The organism is Bradyrhizobium sp. USDA 4538 (assembly GCF_024171045.1).
GTDB lineage: Bacteria > Pseudomonadota > Alphaproteobacteria > Rhizobiales > Xanthobacteraceae > Bradyrhizobium > Bradyrhizobium australafricanum.
Window position 1 is genome coordinate 3,978,026 of record NZ_JALJZE010000001.1, and the last position, 15,984, is coordinate 3,994,009.

The 15,984-nt window shown below is 65.0% G+C and carries 13 protein-coding genes; 9 read left to right on the forward strand and 4 right to left on the reverse strand.

Features of this window, described 5'->3' with window-relative positions; genetic code table 11:
• Positions 1 to 294 precede the first annotated feature (294 nt).
• Positions 295 to 1,518: a threonine ammonia-lyase gene (locus J2R78_RS17925; RefSeq protein ID WP_253605914.1), complete on the forward strand. Its 1,224-nt coding sequence runs from the start codon at positions 295 to 297 to the stop codon at positions 1,516 to 1,518.
• 139 nt (positions 1,519 to 1,657) lie between these two features.
• On the opposite strand, the gene J2R78_RS17930 is transcribed toward J2R78_RS17925, so the two are convergent.
• The 3 genes from J2R78_RS17930 to J2R78_RS17940 form a co-directional block, all read right to left on the reverse strand.
• On the reverse strand, positions 1,658 to 2,179 hold the full coding sequence (locus J2R78_RS17930; RefSeq protein ID WP_253605916.1) for a DUF1697 domain-containing protein: 522 nt from the start codon (positions 2,177 to 2,179) through the stop codon (positions 1,658 to 1,660).
• A 3-nt stretch (positions 2,180 to 2,182) separates the two neighbouring features.
• The gene (locus tag J2R78_RS17935) at positions 2,183 to 2,488 is read right to left on the reverse strand and encodes a hypothetical protein (protein ID WP_092080911.1); all 306 of its coding nucleotides are present in this window, start codon (positions 2,486 to 2,488) and stop codon (positions 2,183 to 2,185) included.
• A gap of 153 nt (positions 2,489 to 2,641) precedes the next feature.
• Positions 2,642 to 3,754, reverse strand: a complete 1,113-nt coding sequence (locus J2R78_RS17940; protein ID WP_253605918.1) for a helix-turn-helix transcriptional regulator — start codon at positions 3,752 to 3,754, stop codon at positions 2,642 to 2,644.
• A gap of 669 nt (positions 3,755 to 4,423) precedes the next feature.
• On the opposite strand from J2R78_RS17940, the gene J2R78_RS17945 reads away from it, so the two are divergent.
• The 4 genes from J2R78_RS17945 to greA all read left to right on the forward strand — a co-directional run bounded on the left by J2R78_RS17945 (position 4,424) and on the right by greA (position 10,814).
• Positions 4,424 to 5,560 carry a hypothetical protein gene (locus J2R78_RS17945; RefSeq protein ID WP_253605920.1) on the forward strand — a complete coding sequence of 379 codons (1,137 nt, stop codon included), beginning with the start codon at positions 4,424 to 4,426 and terminating at the stop codon, positions 5,558 to 5,560.
• A 372-nt stretch (positions 5,561 to 5,932) separates the two neighbouring features.
• Positions 5,933 to 7,108: an efflux RND transporter periplasmic adaptor subunit gene (locus J2R78_RS17950; protein WP_253609848.1), complete on the forward strand. Its 1,176-nt coding sequence runs from the start codon at positions 5,933 to 5,935 to the stop codon at positions 7,106 to 7,108.
• On the forward strand, positions 7,105 to 10,251 hold the full coding sequence (locus J2R78_RS17955; RefSeq protein WP_225646657.1) for an efflux RND transporter permease subunit: 3,147 nt from the start codon (positions 7,105 to 7,107) through the stop codon (positions 10,249 to 10,251). Before J2R78_RS17950 ends, J2R78_RS17955 begins: the two co-directional genes overlap by 4 nt.
• Before the next feature lie 80 nt (positions 10,252 to 10,331).
• Positions 10,332 to 10,814 carry a transcription elongation factor GreA gene (gene greA / locus J2R78_RS17960; protein ID WP_057015361.1) on the forward strand — a complete coding sequence of 161 codons (483 nt, stop codon included), beginning with the start codon at positions 10,332 to 10,334 and terminating at the stop codon, positions 10,812 to 10,814.
• 228 nt (positions 10,815 to 11,042) lie between these two features.
• Here greA and J2R78_RS17965 read toward each other — a convergent pair whose 3' ends face one another.
• Entirely contained in the window at positions 11,043 to 11,681 is a 639-nt protein-coding gene (locus J2R78_RS17965; RefSeq protein WP_168856607.1) for a GntR family transcriptional regulator, read from the reverse strand.
• A 124-nt stretch (positions 11,682 to 11,805) separates the two neighbouring features.
• On the opposite strand from J2R78_RS17965, the gene bioB reads away from it, so the two are divergent.
• From bioB to J2R78_RS17985, 4 genes are all read left to right on the forward strand, one after another.
• Positions 11,806 to 12,801, forward strand: a complete 996-nt coding sequence (gene bioB, locus J2R78_RS17970) for a biotin synthase BioB (RefSeq protein ID WP_253605921.1) — start codon at positions 11,806 to 11,808, stop codon at positions 12,799 to 12,801.
• A gap of 65 nt (positions 12,802 to 12,866) precedes the next feature.
• A complete protein-coding gene (locus J2R78_RS17975) occupies positions 12,867 to 14,021 on the forward strand; it encodes an 8-amino-7-oxononanoate synthase (protein ID WP_253605923.1) in 1,155 nt (384 codons plus the stop codon).
• Entirely contained in the window at positions 14,018 to 14,650 is a 633-nt protein-coding gene (gene bioD / locus J2R78_RS17980; RefSeq protein WP_253605924.1) for a dethiobiotin synthase, read from the forward strand. The genes J2R78_RS17975 and bioD overlap by 4 nt, the downstream gene beginning before the upstream one ends.
• On the forward strand, positions 14,647 to 15,909 hold the full coding sequence (locus tag J2R78_RS17985) for an adenosylmethionine--8-amino-7-oxononanoate transaminase (RefSeq protein WP_253605925.1): 1,263 nt from the start codon (positions 14,647 to 14,649) through the stop codon (positions 15,907 to 15,909). The genes bioD and J2R78_RS17985 overlap by 4 nt, the downstream gene beginning before the upstream one ends.
• Positions 15,910 to 15,984: the final 75 nt, after the last annotated feature.

Consider the following 15,984-nt stretch of genomic DNA (forward strand, 5'->3'; position numbering starts at 1 on the left):
AAGTCATATTGGGTTAACCGGACCGAGGTAGCCGGGCGCACGCTTTCCTTGCATCTCTAACCCGGGCCGGTCTTCCATGGATAAGCCGATGCGCTGCCAGTGCGGCAGGACGCGAACCATTGTGCTCGACAAGCATTTCCGCACCGCGCTGGTATGCCCGAAATGTGATGAGGTTCAACTGACCGGGCCGGCGAGGCCGGAGGAACGGGTGTTGACCGCACGCTAAAGCGCGGTCGTGTTCGGCGCCGAAACCCGCTAGGTTCCGTCTGACGAAACGGACCAAAGCGAAACCCGATGCCGCAGCCTGCCCATACCGCCGCCATCACCCTTGCCGACATACGCCGTGCCGCGGATGTGATCCGGGATGCGGTCATGGTCACGGCCTGCAACGAGAGCCGCACGCTGGGCGAGATCTGCGGCTGCCGCCTGTTCCTCAAATTCGAGAACCTGCAGTTCACCGCGACGTTCAAGGAGCGCGGCGCGCTGAATCGCCTGCAGGCGCTGTCGCCAGAGGAGCGCAAGCGCGGCGTGATCGCGATGTCTGCCGGCAATCACGCCCAGGGCGTGGCCTATCACGCCAAGCGGCTCGGCATCCCCGCTACCATCGTGATGCCGATCGGGACGCCGATGGTGAAGATCGAGAACACCAGGCGGCACGGCGCCGAGGTCATCATCACCGGGCAGACGCTGGAAGAATGCTTCGCGTTCGTTGGCTCGCATGCTGCGCAGAAGGGCCTGATCCTGATCCATCCCTATGACGATCCGTTGATCATTGCAGGGCAAGGCACGATCGGACTTGAAATGCTCGCGACGGTGCCGGAGCTCGATATCCTGGTGGTACCGATCGGCGGCGGCGGGCTGATCTCGGGCATCGCCACGGCCGCGAAGGCACTGAAGCCGTCGATCCAGGTCGTCGGCGTGCAGGCCCAGCTCTATCCGTCAATGTACAATGCGGTCAAAGGCGAGCAGCTGCCGATGCGCGGCGACACCCTCGCCGAGGGCATTGCGGTCAAGGCGCCCGGGCAGATCACCACGAAAATCGTGCGCGAGCTCGTTGACGACATCATCCTGGTCAGCGAGGACCAGATCGAGCGCGCGGTCGCGACCCTGATCTCGATCGAAAAGACGGTGGTCGAAGGCGCCGGCGCCGCCGGTCTCGCGGCGGTGCTCGCAGCTCCCGAGCGCTTTGCGGGCAGCTCAGTCGGCCTGGTGCTGACCGGCGGCAATATCGACACCAGGCTGATTGCCTCGGTCCTGACCCGCGAGCTCGCGCGCGAGGGACGACTGACGCAACTGGCGCTCGACATCGTCGACCGGCCCGGACAGCTCGCGGCGGTGTCGATCCTGCTTGCCGATGCCGGCGCCAATATCATCGAGGTCTCGCATCAGCGCACCTTCTCCGACCTTCCGGCGAAGGCGACGCTGCTCGAGCTCGTGATCGAAACCCGCGACCGCGCCCATCTGGAGGACGTGCTGGCAAGGCTCAGCTCCGAAGGATTCGCGGTCCGGGAAAGTTAGCTGTCAGACTGCTTGACCGTCATCCTGAGGCGCGAGCGGGGCGAGCCTCGAAGGATGAATCGGCCACCAGCCGGGCCGTCGATCCTTCGAGACGCGCGCAAGTGCGCGCTCCTCAGGATGACGGATTTCAATGGGCGAACTAACCCTCGTTGTCACCCGCCGCCAGCTCGGCGAGCTTCGCGATGGTGTTGATGTTGCGCGCGGTACCCTTGGCGGCGGCGGGGATCTTCAGCTTCGAGCGGCCCATGCCGCTGCCATAGGCGACATAGATCTCGCGCTTGCCGAGCCGCACCTCTTCGTCCTGCTGGCCCTTGATGTCCTTCAAGGCATCCTTCGGCGGCGGCTCGTCGAGGAAGATCGCGACAGTATAGTTCGGCGGCGCTTTCGGAAACGGATTGGCCCTCAGCACCGCGGCGATCTCGTCCGCGCTGCGGATGACGATGCCGACCGGCTTGCCGGCATAGGCCTGCAGCCGCCGCTCCAGCGCGGCCTTGACCTTGGCCGCGCCGAGCTTCGAGGAGAATACGACATTGCCGCTGGCGATATAGGTCTGCGCGTCGGCAAATCCCTCGTCGACGCACATCGCCTTCAACTCGGTCATCGGCAGCTTGCCGGTGCCGCCGACATTGACCGCGCGCAGCAGGGCGACGTAACGCGGCATCGACTAGCCGTCGGCTTTCTTCTTCGTAGGCTTCTTGGCCGGCGGCGGCTCTTCCATCGCCTTCTTCATGGCGCGCGCATAGGCGTCGGCGGCGTTCTCGGCCGAATTCTGCAACCGCTTGGCGGTCGCGGTTGCGTTCATCATCGTGCTCTTGGCCAGGAAGCGGAAGCGCGCCTTGGTCTCCTTGTCCTTGGCCTTGGCGGCGCGCGTGACCCAGACGGCCTGGCGTTTCTTGGCAGCCGCCATCACGGCCTTGGTCTGCGCTTTTGCGGTTTGCCGGATGACGGCGTCGAGGTCGGCTTCGGCCATTCAGATGCACTCATTGACTGGACATGCGCCGGGAGGGCGCACGGAGGGACGGGAGCTACCCCTAGCGTAACCGGTGCCGTTTGAACATGCGATCGTTTTGCGAATTCCCGGAGGATCGCATCGACCCCTGTACCGAGGCTTGCGCGGCGTGCGCTAGTCTCCTGACGACCCCGGCGGCACCTTCGCGCCGGCGAGCAGTCTGGCCAGCTCGACCTGCCGGCCCAGTCCGGTCTTGGCCAACACCGCCTTGAGCTGGTTGCGAACCGTTTCGCGGGAAATGCCGAATGCGCCGGCGATTGCCTCGACGGTGCGTCCTTCGCCAATGCCGCGCGCGACGCGCGCCTCCGCCGGCGTCAAGTCGAACAGGCCCTGCAGCACCTCCGCGGTCGGCACCTCGGCCGGCACCACCGGCGTCACGATCACGATCGCCGCCGCGCGATCGAACAGGTCACGCGCTGCGCCGTGGATCGGGACCAGATGCACGATCAGCGGCGGCCGATCCTCCTGCGCCGCGATCGGCACCGAGCGTACCTCCACGCCGATCAGTCCCTGATCAAGTGCGGCCAGCGCCTGGGCGAACAGCGCGTCGGCAGTGGTCGCCGCCAGCGTCAGGCGCTCGCCGCGATCCTGCATCACGTCGGGCACGAGGCGGTCGAACAGCGCGTTGGCCGCCATCAGGCGGCCGCCGCGCCGCAGCACTGCCGCGGGCAGGCCGAGCATCGCCAGCGATTCGGTTGCCGCCCTGGCGCGCTCCATCCCGAGCCGTGCCGACAGCAGCGCGGCACGCGCCAGATGCGGCCGCAGCGCGTCGAGCTGCTCGATTGCTTCCCGCTCGATCGGTCCGTGCTGGTATTCGCGCTCGACGCTGTAGATCAGCACGTCGCCGCTCGGCACCGCGATCGCAGTACCGGCGCCCCATCCGAGCCCGCGCGGGCGGAAGAATTCGCGGATCTGGAAGTCCTGCTGCACCTCCTCGGGCGTATCGAACACGTCGATGTCGCGCAGGAAGCCGGCATGGTTGGCCGCGAGCAGGCGCGGCAATCGCCCGTTGCGCTCGTGCCAGCCGCCCTCGACATAGGCCACCGTGTCGTCGTGCATGTCGGGCGACGCGACCCAGCGGACGTCGTGTGGGGCCGCCGTCAGCAGCACGATACCGCGCGCACGCGCGATTGCACCGACCTGATGCAGGACATTCGGCCACAATTCGGGGATGACCGCGGCCTCATAGGCCAGTTCAATCAGATGCTCGTGCAGGTCGTTCGCCATCGGTCATCCCAAAAACCGTTGTTGCCCAATAGATAAACCCGGCTACCCCGGAAATATTGCGTAAAGCAATTCAGCCCGAGCCACGAGTCCGGGTTATTCCGGTGCGCGTTCACGCGCATCAGGAGGGAATTACGACGTTTTCGCCGCTCTTCTTCGCGATTTTCGCGCGGGCGCCTGGAGCCTCGCTCGCTCGGCTGCGACCCGGCGCGCGGCCGCCGGCGCCCGGACGACGCATTCCAAGGCCGATGCCAGGTCGGCGGGGCAGGCCCAAGACTTGATAGAGACTCGATAGAGACTTGATGAAGACCCGATAATCAGGGCCCGACGATCATCGCCGCGTGTGGCAAAATCGAAGCTGCGTGACAGGTGGAAATATTCGGAAGCATCTCGAATCCCGATTGGCGTGACTGGCGCTGCGCCAGCCCCGCCGGCGTCACACATTTGCAACGCTGCACGCGATCGTTCGAGCATGAACATCCTTTAATTTGTATCCGCGCAACCCGTGGCGCCAGCTAGGGCATGATCCGGAAAAGTGCGAAGCGGTTTTCCGAAAAGGATCATGCCTAAGGGGCGGCCTTAAGCGCGATGACGATTCAAACCGGGTCTCATCGCGCTTGGAGCGGCCACCTCTGACATTCATGCGAGCCATCGTCGGCTCGGGGAGAGTCGATGATCAGTCGCAGGGCTCTTTCCGGATTGTTGATGACGCTGGTCGGCCCCTCGTCGCGGACCGGCAACGACAGGCTGGCGCTGGACCATTGCCAGGGATCATGCGCGAATGTCGACTTGCCGACCCTTGGCTACGATCAGTTCTGCCGGTCGTTGTTCGATATCGCGGCAAGCGGCAGGCTGCATGCGGTCGCAACCGGTTCGGAGATTCGCGGAGAGATGCGATCTCTGTTCCGGGCGCGGCGGCTTTATCGGCCGTCGCACGACGAGATCCGGGTTCACTGGCGCGCGCCCGCGGATGGCTTCTCGGTCGTGAAGGTCGAGTTCGATCTGGAATGCGGCGTGCCGGTGCGCGGATGTCTTGGAATTCCCGACGGAGAATTCAAGGGGTTGATCCTGCTCGGCCACGGCATGGCGAGCACGCCGGAGCGCTGCTTCGACGATGCCGACAAGGACTACATGAACGCGCTCGGCAAACGGCTATGTGGGGACGGCTACGTCGTCTGGTGTCCTTACATCATCCAGATCGGAAATCAGGAGAGCCAGAACAACATCGCCGCGATGCTGGCATCCCACGGTGTCTCCGCGCACAACGTGTCATGCGCATCGCTTGACGCCGGCGAAATCGTTTGCAGGAAGCTCACCGGCGTGTCGGGTTTGAATGTCGGCGTCTACGGGGTGTCCTGGGGCGCCTTTCTCGCGCTGCATCTGGAAGCCGCGACGGGGCGGATGCGGCCGACTGTCGTGTCCGGATATATGCGCGACGAGAAGAAGTTTCTGACGTCATCCGTGATCACCAGGAATCTCGGCGTCGAACTTGCGGCTTACATTCATTTCAGCAACGGCCGCGCCAAGTACGCCGGCGCGGAGCTGGCGTACTTGCTCTGCCCGTGCCCGCTGTTCGTCGAGATCGGGAGCCGTGACGGTGCAAACGCGCTGGAACTTGGGCGGGATGAAAAGTTTTCTCAAATGCAGTCGATCTACGCATCGTCAGGCCATCCGCATTTGATCGACATGGACATCTTCGACGGTGTGCACGAGGTCAGCGGCAAGCGCGCGCGGCCGTGGCTATCCGAACGTCTGGCGTCGCCAGCCTATCAAGACACCTCTCGCTTGAAGAACGCCATCGCGTTGTGAGCGCAGCCTGACCTCGAGGGTACCGAGAGTGCGCTCGTGTGGGATCACATTGACGGGAGCTTTCGGCGCCGGCGGCATGTACTGAGCTGGTCCGCGCGGCCGCAATGGCTGTGTCATGGTGGCGTCGCAGCGCTTCACAAAGCTGGCTGTCGTCGGGATCGGCGCAACGATCGCGATCAGCTTACAGCATTGTCGGATTGGCCGCGTTATGATCTGCTGCAACGCACCTGCCCATCCTGACCTTCGGGTCTGAGGGAACTCGACGTCATATCCGTCTCGTAGCGTCTGTTGGTAGCCGAAGGGTTGGACTGCATGAGTGGTACGGAACGCATGCTCGGTGGCTTGGCAGGGTTTCTCGTATCGGCGGGACTAATGGCGGCGGGAGTATCGGCGGCCCATGCCCAGGCGGGGCCACCCGGGCCTCCTGCCGTGGGCGTGTTCGAGGCGGTGAAGCGGCCGATCACCGAAACCAATGAATTTCTCGGACGCATCGAAGCCCCCAACCGCGTCAACGTGGTGGCGCGTGTGACCGCGTTCCTGGACAAGCGGAACTTTGTCGAGGGCTCCGAGGTCAAGGCCGGTGATCTCTTGTATCAACTCGAGCGCGGACCGTTCGAAGCCGATCTCGCATCGAAGAAGGCACAGGTCGCTCAGTTGCAGGCGACGCTGGTCAACGCCAAGCTGACCACCGATCGCGCCAAGGCTCTGATGGGCGGCCCGGCCGGCCAGCAATCCAATGTTGATGCGGCGGTCGCCAACCAGCAGAGCCTCGAGGCGCAGGTGCAGGCCGCGCAGGCGCAGGTCGACCTGTCCCAGATCAATCTCGACTACACCATGATCCACTCGCCGATCGACGGCAGGATCGGACGCACCGCGGTCACCGAGGGCAACGTCGTGACGCCGAGCTCGGGAACCCTGACGACAATCGTCAGCCAGGACCCGATGTACGTCACCTTTCCCGTGCCGGTGCGCGAGGCGCTCGATCTGCGCGACCGTTATGCGACGCGCGGCGGCTTCAAGGCCGTCGTCATCCGCCTGCGGTTGCCGGACGGCCGGCTCTTCGACAAGACCGGCGAACTGAACTTCGTCAACAACACGATCGCGCAGAACACCGATACCATCTCCCTGCGCGGCACCATCCCCAATCCGCCGACATATACTTCCGTCGCGGCCGGCGGCTCGCTCCGCGAACTCACCGACAATGAGTTCGTGACCGTTCTCCTCGAAGGCGTGCAGCCGGTCGAGGTGCTCGCGATCCCGCGTTCGGCGGTGCTGTCGGACCAGCAAGGCGAATATGTCTATGTCGTCGGCGCGGACAACAAGGCCGAGCAAAGGCGGATCCAGCTTGGGCAATCGACAGCAACGATCGCGGCGGTGACGAGCGGCATCTCGCTCGGCGACAAGGTCGTCGTCGAGGGGTTGCAGAAGGTCAAGCCGGGCGAGGTGGTGGCGCCGGGGCCCGTCAGCGCGCTGATCCAGTCGAGCATGAAGGTTTCGGCGGATGGCGCCGCGAGCAGCGCGCCGAAATCGACGGGTAATAACCCATGATTTCTGCCGTCTTCGTCGATCGTCCGCGGCTTGCGATCGTCATCGCGTTCGTGATCACGATCGCGGGCGCGCTGGCGCTGATGCAGATTCCGGTCGCGCAGTTTCCGGACATCGTGCCGCCGCAGGTCACGGTCTCCGCCGTATTCCCCGGCGCATCGGCCGAAGTGGTGGAATCGAGCGTCGCCCAGCCGCTGGAAGCGCAGGTCGTGGGCGTCGACAAGATGCTCTACATGAAGTCGACCAGTGGCAATGACGGCAGCTACACGCTGACGGTCTCCTTCGCGCTCGGCACCGATCCCGATATCAACACCGTCAACGTCAACAACCGCGTGCAAAGCGCGCTCGCGCAATTGCCGACCGAGGTGCAGGCGCAGGGCCTGACCGTGCAGAAGAAATCCTCGGCGGTGCTGCAATTCATCGTGCTGTACAGCAAGAGCGGCGATCAGGATCCGCTGTTCATCACCAACTACGCCATCATCAACGTGCTGGACGCGATCTCGCGCACGCCTGGTGTCGGACAGGCCTCGCTGTTCGCGAAGCTGAACTATTCGATGCGGATCTGGTTCGACACCCAGCGCCTGACCAGCCTCAATCTGGCGCCGTCGGACGTGATCGCCGCGATCCGGGCCCAAAGCGTGCAGGCGCCGGTCGGCCGCATCGGCGCGCGTCCGATCAGCAATGACCAGCAGTTCCAGTTCAACGTGCAGACGCAGGGCCGCCTGACGACATCCAAGCAGTTCGGCGACATCGTGCTGCGGGCCAATCCGGATGGATCGGTGCTGCGGATCAGGGACGTTGCCCGCGTCGAGATCGGCGCGCAGAACATGGATTCGGAGTCGCGGATCGACGGCAATCCCGGCGTGCCGATGGGCATCTATCTCGCGCCCGGCGCCAATGCCGTGACCACGGCCAAGGCGGTGCAGGCCACGCTTGCGCGGCTGTCGGAGCGGTTTCCGCCGGGGCTGACCTATCTCGTGCAGTACGACTCCACCACCTTCGTGTCCGATACGATCAAGGAGGTGATGAAGACGCTCGGCGAGGCCTTCGTGCTCGTCGTGATCGTGGTGTTCCTGTTCCTCGGCAATCTGCGCGCCACGGTGATCCCGGCGGTCGCGGTTCCGGTCAGCCTGATCGGCGCCTTCGCGGTGCTGCTGGCGCTCGGCTATTCCGCCAATACGGTCTCGCTGCTGGCGATGGTGCTGGCGATCGGCATCGTGGTCGACGACGCCATCGTCGTGGTCGAGAACGTCGAGCGCGTCATGGAGGAGGAGCCGGAGCTGTCGCCGGCCGACGCCACCAAGAAGGCGATGGCGCAGATCACGGCGCCGATCATCGCGATCTCGCTGGTGCTGCTCTCGGTGTTCGTGCCGATCGCGTTCATCCCCGGCATTTCCGGCACGCTGTTCCGCCAGTTCGCGGTGACGATCAGCGCCGCGATGGTGATCTCGGCGCTGAATGCGCTGACCTTGTCGCCGGCACTGTGCGCCGTGTTCCTGCGTCATGGCGGGCCGCGCCGCGGCATCATGGGACGGGTGCTCGGCAGCATCGACTGGGTACGCGACCGCTACGCCGGCGTGGTGCAACGGCTGGTTCGTGTGGCGGTGCTGTCACTGGTTGCGGTGCTGGTGTTTGCCGGCGCGGTGTTCGGCGTGTCGAAGATCACGCCGACCGGCTTCCTGCCCGAGGAGGATCAGGGCGCCTTCTTCATCGCGGTGCAATTGCCCGACGGCGCGTCGGTGGCACGCACCAGCGAGGTCACCAAGCAGGTCGAGGCGCTCTTAAAGAAGAATCCGGCGATCGACCATGTGCTGTCGATCATCGGCTTCTCGCTGCTCGACGGTGCCAGCGAGCCGAATTCGGCATTCATGGTGGCGCGCATGAAGGCGTTCGCCGACCGCAAGGCCGTCACCGACTCGGTGCAGGCGGCGATCGGGCAGACCTTCGTCGGGGGATCGCAGATTCGCCAGGCTTCGGTGCTGCCGTTCAACCTGCCGCCGATCATCGGGCTTTCGACCTCCGGCGGATTCGAATATCAGCTCGAGGCGCTCGAAGGGCAGGATCCGGCCTCGCTCAGCAGCGTGATGGGCGGGCTGATCGGTGCTGCCAACCGCAATCCGAATCTGGCCCGCGTGTTCTCGACCTTCACCGCGACCAACCCGTCGGTCTATCTCGATATCGATCGCGCCAAGGCGCAGGCGCTCGGCCTCAACATGGCCGACGTCTTCACCGCGCTGCAGGCCACGCTCGGCGGCATCTACGTCAACAACTTCAACCTGTTCGGCCGCACCTGGCAGGTCAATGTGCAGGGCGATGCAGCCGATCGCCGCGACATTCCCGACATCTGGCAGATCTATGTGCGCAACAGCGGCGGCGAGATGGTGCCGATCCGTTCGATCGCAAGCCTGCGCATCGTGACCGGACCGCAGGTGATCACGCGCTACAACAATTATCGTTCGGTCACCGTGAACGGCAGCCCGGCGGCGGGCGTGTCCTCGGGCACCGCGATCGCGACGATGGCCGAGCTCTCCAAGTCGACGCTGCCTTCCGGCTATTCCTACGAGTGGACCGGCACGGCCTATCAGGAGCAGGCGGCCTCCGGCCAGACCGGCATCATTCTCGGCCTCGCGGTGCTGTTTGCCTATCTGTTCCTGGTCGCGCTGTATGAGAGCTGGACGATCCCGATTCCCGTGCTGCTATCGGTCACGGTCGGCGTGTTCGGTTCCTATCTTGCGATCAAGCTCGCGGGCCTCAACCTCGATCTCTACGGTCAGATCGGCCTCGTGGTGCTGATCGCGCTCGCCGCCAAGAACGGCATCCTGATCGTCGAGTTCGCCAAGGAGCAGCGCGAGGCCGGCAAGCCGATCGCGGAGGCCGCGACGATGGGCGCGCAAATGCGCTTCCGCGCCGTCATGATGACATCAATTGCCTTCATCCTCGGCCTGGTGCCGCTGGTGGTCGCGACCGGTGCCGCGGAAATCAGCCGCCGTGCGGTCGGCACCGCGGTGTTCGGCGGTATGCTCGCCGCAAGCTCGGTCGGCATCTTCCTGGTGCCGATGCTGTTCGTCACCTTCCAGGGCTGGCGCGAGGGTGTAAAGAACCGCTTCGGCAGACGGACCAAGGCGGAACAGCCTGCCTCGCATTAGATCCTGCCTAATCCCTTCGCGCATTAGGGAGGCGCGTGGGGGCGGGTCTATGCTACTGGCCTCATCGATGGAGTTCTGGATTGAGCGTTGCCTTCACCAAGGAAGAAAGTGCCGAGACCGCGTCCGAAACGCTGTTGCCGGACCGCCCCATTTCGCCGCATCCCAACCTGGTGACCGAAGCAGGACGCAAGGCGCTGGAGCGTGAGCTCCAGGCGGCACGCGAGGCCCTTGAGGCCGCGCAGCAGCTGGACGATATCAACGAACGGCGGCGGCAGTCGGCGGTTCCGTTGCGCGACGCGCGCTATCTCACAGAGCGGCTCCGCACCGCGCAGGTCGTGCCTGACCCTGCTTCCACCGAAACTGTTGCCTTCGGCAGCACGGTGACTTTCAGCCGCGCCGACGGGCGGGTGCAGACCTATCGCATTGTCGGCGAGGACGAAGCCGACCCAAAGGCAGGCTCGATTTCCTTTGTCTCGCCGGTAGCGAGGTCGCTGATGGGCAAAGCCCTGGGCGACGTCGCAGGCTCGGGCGATCAGGAGCTGGAGATCGTCGCGATCGCTTAGAGAGTGATGGGATTAGATTGAATGGCGGTCGCAAAGGCGACGCGTCCCTCGCCCCGTTCTTACGGGGAGAGGGTTGGGGGTGAGGGGCTGCCTCCGCACACGCGGAGACAGATACTCTCGCGGAGACTCCCCCTCTCACCCGGAACGCATCTGCCGATGCGTTCCGACCTCTCCCCGCACGCGGGGCGAGGTGAACCGGAGTCCGCCGCTCGATTCGGAGCAAAGTGATCACGCTGCCGGCAGGGCAAGCCGCTCGATAGTCTGAATATGCCGCGCCAGCAGGCTGCAGGCCTGTTCGATGTTGCGTGCGCGCAGCGCCTGCAGGATCACGCGATGATCCTGGCTCGGCCGCGGCCGCCAGCCGGCGTTGCGCGCCATCGCGAACACCAGTCGCGAATTCGCAAGCTGCAGGCCGTCGAGGCTGGCAAGCAGCCGCGGCATCGCGCACGGCGCCACCAGCGCATGGTGAAAGGCGCGATTGGCCATCTCGAAATCCTGCACCGTCTCGGCATTGTCGCCTTCGATCATGGCGAGTTCGATCCGTGCCAGATGGGCCGATGTGAGCCTGGGGGCGGCATTGCGCAACGCGACCACCTCGAGCGCGGCGCGCATCTCGGCGATTTCCTTCACCGACCTGGTGTCGAGCGGCGCGACCCGCACCCCGCGTCGCGGCACCGCAACAACGAGATGCTGCGCCTCCAATTGCCTGAAGGCCTCGCGCACCGGCACGTGGCTCGAATGGAATTCGCGCGCGACATGATCCTGCCGCAGCGGCGCGTCCGGCAGCAATTCGCCGTTGATGATGCGCTCGCCGATCGCTTCGGCGATGCGCCCCGCGGTGGTCGTGTTCTCGCCTTCGCTCGTCATAGATTATCTATCGTAAAAACGGGTGCGCGCGCGTACTGGCTCGGCTAGCATCGTTCTAAGTCCACAGATCATAGATAATATACCAGATTATCTATGATCCACAGCAAACGAGAAAGCAAGCCATATGGTTGATGTCGTGGAAATCGAACGGACCGACAGCGGCACCAGTGCAGCGCCCCGCAAGACCTGGGACCGTACCGAGGCTGAAGCACTCTACAATTTGCCGTTCGCGGATTTGATGTTTCAGGCGCAAGGCGTGCATCGCGCCAACTTCAATCCGAACCATGTCGAAACCGCGAGCCTGCTCAGCATCAAGACCGGCGGCTGCCCGGAAGACTGCGGCTACTGCTCGCAAAGCGCGCATTACGACACCGGCCTGAAGGCCACTCGCCTGATGCCGCGGGACGAAGTGGTCGCGGTCGCGCAGCGCGCCAAGGACGCCGGCGCAACCCGCTTCTGCATGGCTGCGGCCTGGCGCAGCCCGAAGGACCGCGATCTCGATCAGGTCTGCGACATGGTCAGCGCGGTGAAGGGCCTCGGCATGGAAACCTGCGTCACGCTCGGCATGCTGACGCCAAAGCAGGCCGAGCGTCTCTCTGACGCCGGGCTCGATTTCTACAACCACAACGTCGACACCTCGCCCGAGTTCTACGACAAGATCATCACCACCCGCACCCTGCAGGATCGCATCGATACGCTCGCGCATGTGCGCGACGCCGGCATCAAGGTCTGCTGCGGCGGCATTATCGGCATGGGTGAACAGGTCGATGACCGGCTCGGCATGCTGATGCTGCTTGCCAATCTCCCCAGCCATCCGGAGAGCGTGCCGATCAATCTGTGGAACGAGGTCAAGGGCGTTCCGGTCAACGACACCGCGGAACGGCCCGATCCGATCGCGCTGGTGCGTCTGGTTGCCACTGCGCGGATCATGATGCCGAAGAGCGTGGTGCGGCTGTCGGCCGGACGGCAATACATGACCGACGAGCTGCAGGCGATGTGCTTCCTCGCCGGCGCGAATTCGATCTTCATCGGCGATGTGCTGCTGACCACCAGGAACCCGCAGCGCGATCGCGACGCCGATTTGCTGGACCGGCTCGGCATCAACTCCGCCCTCGCCTGAGCGCAACTCCGGCACGCGCGCGGCGGGATTCGCCGCGCGACCAACTACAAATCTGAGAGAGAAGCATGAGCGCAATCCATGCGGCCAAGGTCGCTGATTACGCCGCGGCCTTGCACGCCCTGAGCAAGGACGATCGGCTGCGCGGTCTTAAGCCGCGCGCGGGCATCGATTTCGTCTCGAACGACTATCTGGCGCTCGCGAACGCGCCGCGCATCAAGAATGCGGTCTCGGCCGCGCTCGAGGCCGGCACACCGATCGGCGCCGGTGGGTCGCGGCTGCTGCGCGGCAATTGCGAGGAGCACGAACGGCTAGAGGCCGAAGCCGCCGCGTTCTTTGGAGCCGAGACGGCGCTGTTCTTCGGTGGCGGCTATGTCGCCAATTTCGCCGTGCTGACGACGCTGCCGCAGCGCGGCGACCTCCTGGTGCTCGATTCTCTCGTGCACGCCAGCATCCATGAAGGCGCGCGCGCCGGCCGGGCCGAATTCCGGATCAGCGCGCACAATGATCCCGGGTCGGTCGAAGCCACCATTCGCGGCTGGCGCGCCGAGGGTGGCACGGGCCGGGTCTGGATCGTGGTCGAAAGCGTCTACAGCATGGACGGCGACGTCGCGCCGCTCGACGACCTCGTCGCCATCGCGGACCGGCACGACGCGTTCCTGATGGTGGACGAGGCGCATGGCACCGGCGTCTATGGCGAGCAGGGGCGTGGGCTGACGGCGTCCTATGAGGGGCGCGAGAACCTCGTGATCGTTCATACCTGCGGCAAGGCGCTGGGCGCCGCCGGCGCGCTGGTCACGGCTTCGACCGTGCTGCGCGACTTCATGGTCAATCGCTGCCGCCCGTTCATCTTCGCCACTGCACCGTCGCCACTTGTGGCCGTCGCCGTGCGCGAGGCGGTGCTGATCCTGCAGCAGGAGCCCGTGCATCAGCAGCGCCTGGCAAAACTGGTCGCGTTCACGCATCGCGAGCTCGACCTGCGCGGTTGGCGCAGCCCGTCGCGCTCGCAGATCGTGCCCTATATCGTCGGCGACAATGCGCGTGCGATGCAGCTTGCGTCTGCGCTGCAGGCGCGCGGCTTCGATATCAGAGGCATCAGGCCGCCGACCGTGCCGGCAGGCTCTGCCCGGTTGCGGATTGCGCTGACCCTTAATGTCGACGAGGACGACGTGCGCGCGCTGCTCGACGCGCTGGTCGACGAGACCAAAGGCTGGTCGCGATGACGAGCCGGATCGTGATCACCGGCACCGATACCGGGATCGGGAAGACGGTGTTCTCCGCGGGCCTCGCCGGCTTCCTCGGCGCGCGCTACTGGAAGCCGGTTCAGGCCGGCCTCGAGGAGGAAACCGATGCGCAACTGGTCGCACGGCTTGGCGGGCTCCCGGCGGATCGCATCGTGCAGGAGCGTTACCGGCTTCGAACGCCGGCTTCGCCGCATCAGTCTGCCGCACTCGACGGCGTGCGCATCGACGCTGCCGCGCTCGGCGTGCCCGATGCCGGGGACCGTCCGCTGGTGATCGAGGGCGCCGGCGGGCTGATGGTGCCGCTCGACGGCAACACGCTCTATATCGATATCTTCGCGCGATGGCGCCTTCCGGTCGTGCTGTGCGCCCGCACCGCGCTCGGCACCATCAATCACTCGCTGTTGTCGGTCGAGGCGCTGCGCACGCGCGGGATCGACATTCACGGGATCGCATTCATCGGCGAGAGCAATCCCGAGAGCGAGCGCGCGATCTGCGAGATCGGGCAGGTGCGCCGGCTGGGCCGGTTGCCCTGGCTTGCTCCGCTTGCGGCAGACACGCTGAAGGCAGCGTTCAAGGCGTCGTTCCGGCGGGAAGATTTCAATCCATGACATCCGCTCGGAAGTCGCCGATCTGGCACCCGTTCACCCAGCACGCGCTGCACGGCGAGATGACGAGGATCGTGCGTGGGGAGGGCGCCTATCTCTACACCGCGGATGATCGCCGCATCATCGATGCGATCGCATCCTGGTGGGTCGTGACCCACGGCCATTGCCATCCGCACATCGTGCGCGCGATCCAGGACCAGGCGGAGCAGCTCAACCAGATCATCTTCGCGGGCCATACCCACGATCCGGCCGAGCAGGTCGCCGCGCAGCTGTTGAAGCTGGCGCCCGACGGGCTCGATTACGTGTTCTTCTCCGACTCTGGCTCGACCAGCGTCGAGGTGGCGCTGAAGATGGCGCTCGGCTACTGGCACAATATCGGCGCGACGCGCACGCAGATCATCGTGATGGAAAATTCCTACCATGGCGACACGGTCGGGACGATGTCGGTCGGCGCGCGCGGCGTCTTCAACAGGGCTTACGAGCCGCTGCTGTTCGACGTCGCGTCGATCCCGTTTCCGGCGCCTGGCTATGAACAGACGACGCTCGACGCGCTCGAAGCCGCGTGCAGGAAGGAATCCGCGGCAGTGTTCATTGTCGAACCGCTAATCCTGGGTGCGGGCGGGATGCTGATGTATCCGCCCTGGGTGCTGAAGGAAATGAAACGCATCTGCGCAGCCGCTGGCGTGTTGTTCATCGCCGACGAGGTGATGACCGGCTGGGGCCGCACCGGCACCTTGTTCGCCTGCGAGCAGGCGGACGTTAGGCCCGATATCGCCTGCTATTCGAAGGGCCTCACCGGCGGTTCGCTGCCGCTCGCGGTGACGCTCTGCCGGGCCGAGATCTACGACGCACATTATTCCAGTGATCGTTCGCGCACCTTCTTCCATTCCAGCTCCTACACGGCAAACCCGGTCGCCTGCGCTGCTGCAAAAGCAAACCTCGAGCTCTGGCAACACGGTGCAGGCGCGCGCGTCTCCGCGGTGGCTGCGATGCAGGAGCGTCTGCTCGCCGCGTTCCGTGCCGACGCGCGCTTCGAGAACGTCCGCCGCACCGGGACCATCACCGCACTTGATCTGAAAACAAGCGATGCAGGCTATCTCGCCGGCATCGGCCCAAAGCTTCAGGCCTTCTTCGAACGCCGCAACCTGCTGCTGCGGCCGCTCGGCAACACGATCTACGTCATGCCGCCCTACTGCGTCACGGAGGCGGATCTCGAGGAGATCTACGACGGGATCAGGTGCGCGGCTGACGCGCTGGCTTGACGACGCGCGTCGCGCCCAAAAGTCAGGGATTGATCATTGCATCGCGGGCCGTGGTGCCCGCGATGGGGGCTCATA

Excerpts from the sequence above, each read along its gene's own strand:
- J2R78_RS17925 (WP_253605914.1), top strand. The coding sequence starts at position 295 with ATGCCGCAGCCTGCCCATACCGCCGCCATCACCCTTGCCGACATACGC.
- J2R78_RS17930 (WP_253605916.1), bottom strand. The coding sequence starts at position 2,179 with ATGCCGCGTTACGTCGCCCTGCTGCGCGCGGTCAATGTCGGCGGCACC.
- J2R78_RS17935 (WP_092080911.1), bottom strand. The coding sequence starts at position 2,488 with ATGGCCGAAGCCGACCTCGACGCCGTCATCCGGCAAACCGCAAAAGCG.
- J2R78_RS17940 (WP_253605918.1), bottom strand. The coding sequence starts at position 3,754 with ATGGCGAACGACCTGCACGAGCATCTGATTGAACTGGCCTATGAGGCC.
- J2R78_RS17945 (WP_253605920.1), top strand. The coding sequence starts at position 4,424 with ATGATCAGTCGCAGGGCTCTTTCCGGATTGTTGATGACGCTGGTCGGC.
- J2R78_RS17950 (WP_253609848.1), top strand. The coding sequence starts at position 5,933 with ATGGCGGCGGGAGTATCGGCGGCCCATGCCCAGGCGGGGCCACCCGGG.
- J2R78_RS17955 (WP_225646657.1), top strand. The coding sequence starts at position 7,105 with ATGATTTCTGCCGTCTTCGTCGATCGTCCGCGGCTTGCGATCGTCATC.
- J2R78_RS17965 (WP_168856607.1), bottom strand. The coding sequence starts at position 11,681 with ATGACGAGCGAAGGCGAGAACACGACCACCGCGGGGCGCATCGCCGAA.
- bioB (WP_253605921.1), top strand. The coding sequence starts at position 11,806 with ATGGTTGATGTCGTGGAAATCGAACGGACCGACAGCGGCACCAGTGCA.
- J2R78_RS17975 (WP_253605923.1), top strand. The coding sequence starts at position 12,867 with ATGAGCGCAATCCATGCGGCCAAGGTCGCTGATTACGCCGCGGCCTTG.
- bioD (WP_253605924.1), top strand. The coding sequence starts at position 14,018 with ATGACGAGCCGGATCGTGATCACCGGCACCGATACCGGGATCGGGAAG.
- J2R78_RS17985 (WP_253605925.1), top strand. The coding sequence starts at position 14,647 with ATGACATCCGCTCGGAAGTCGCCGATCTGGCACCCGTTCACCCAGCAC.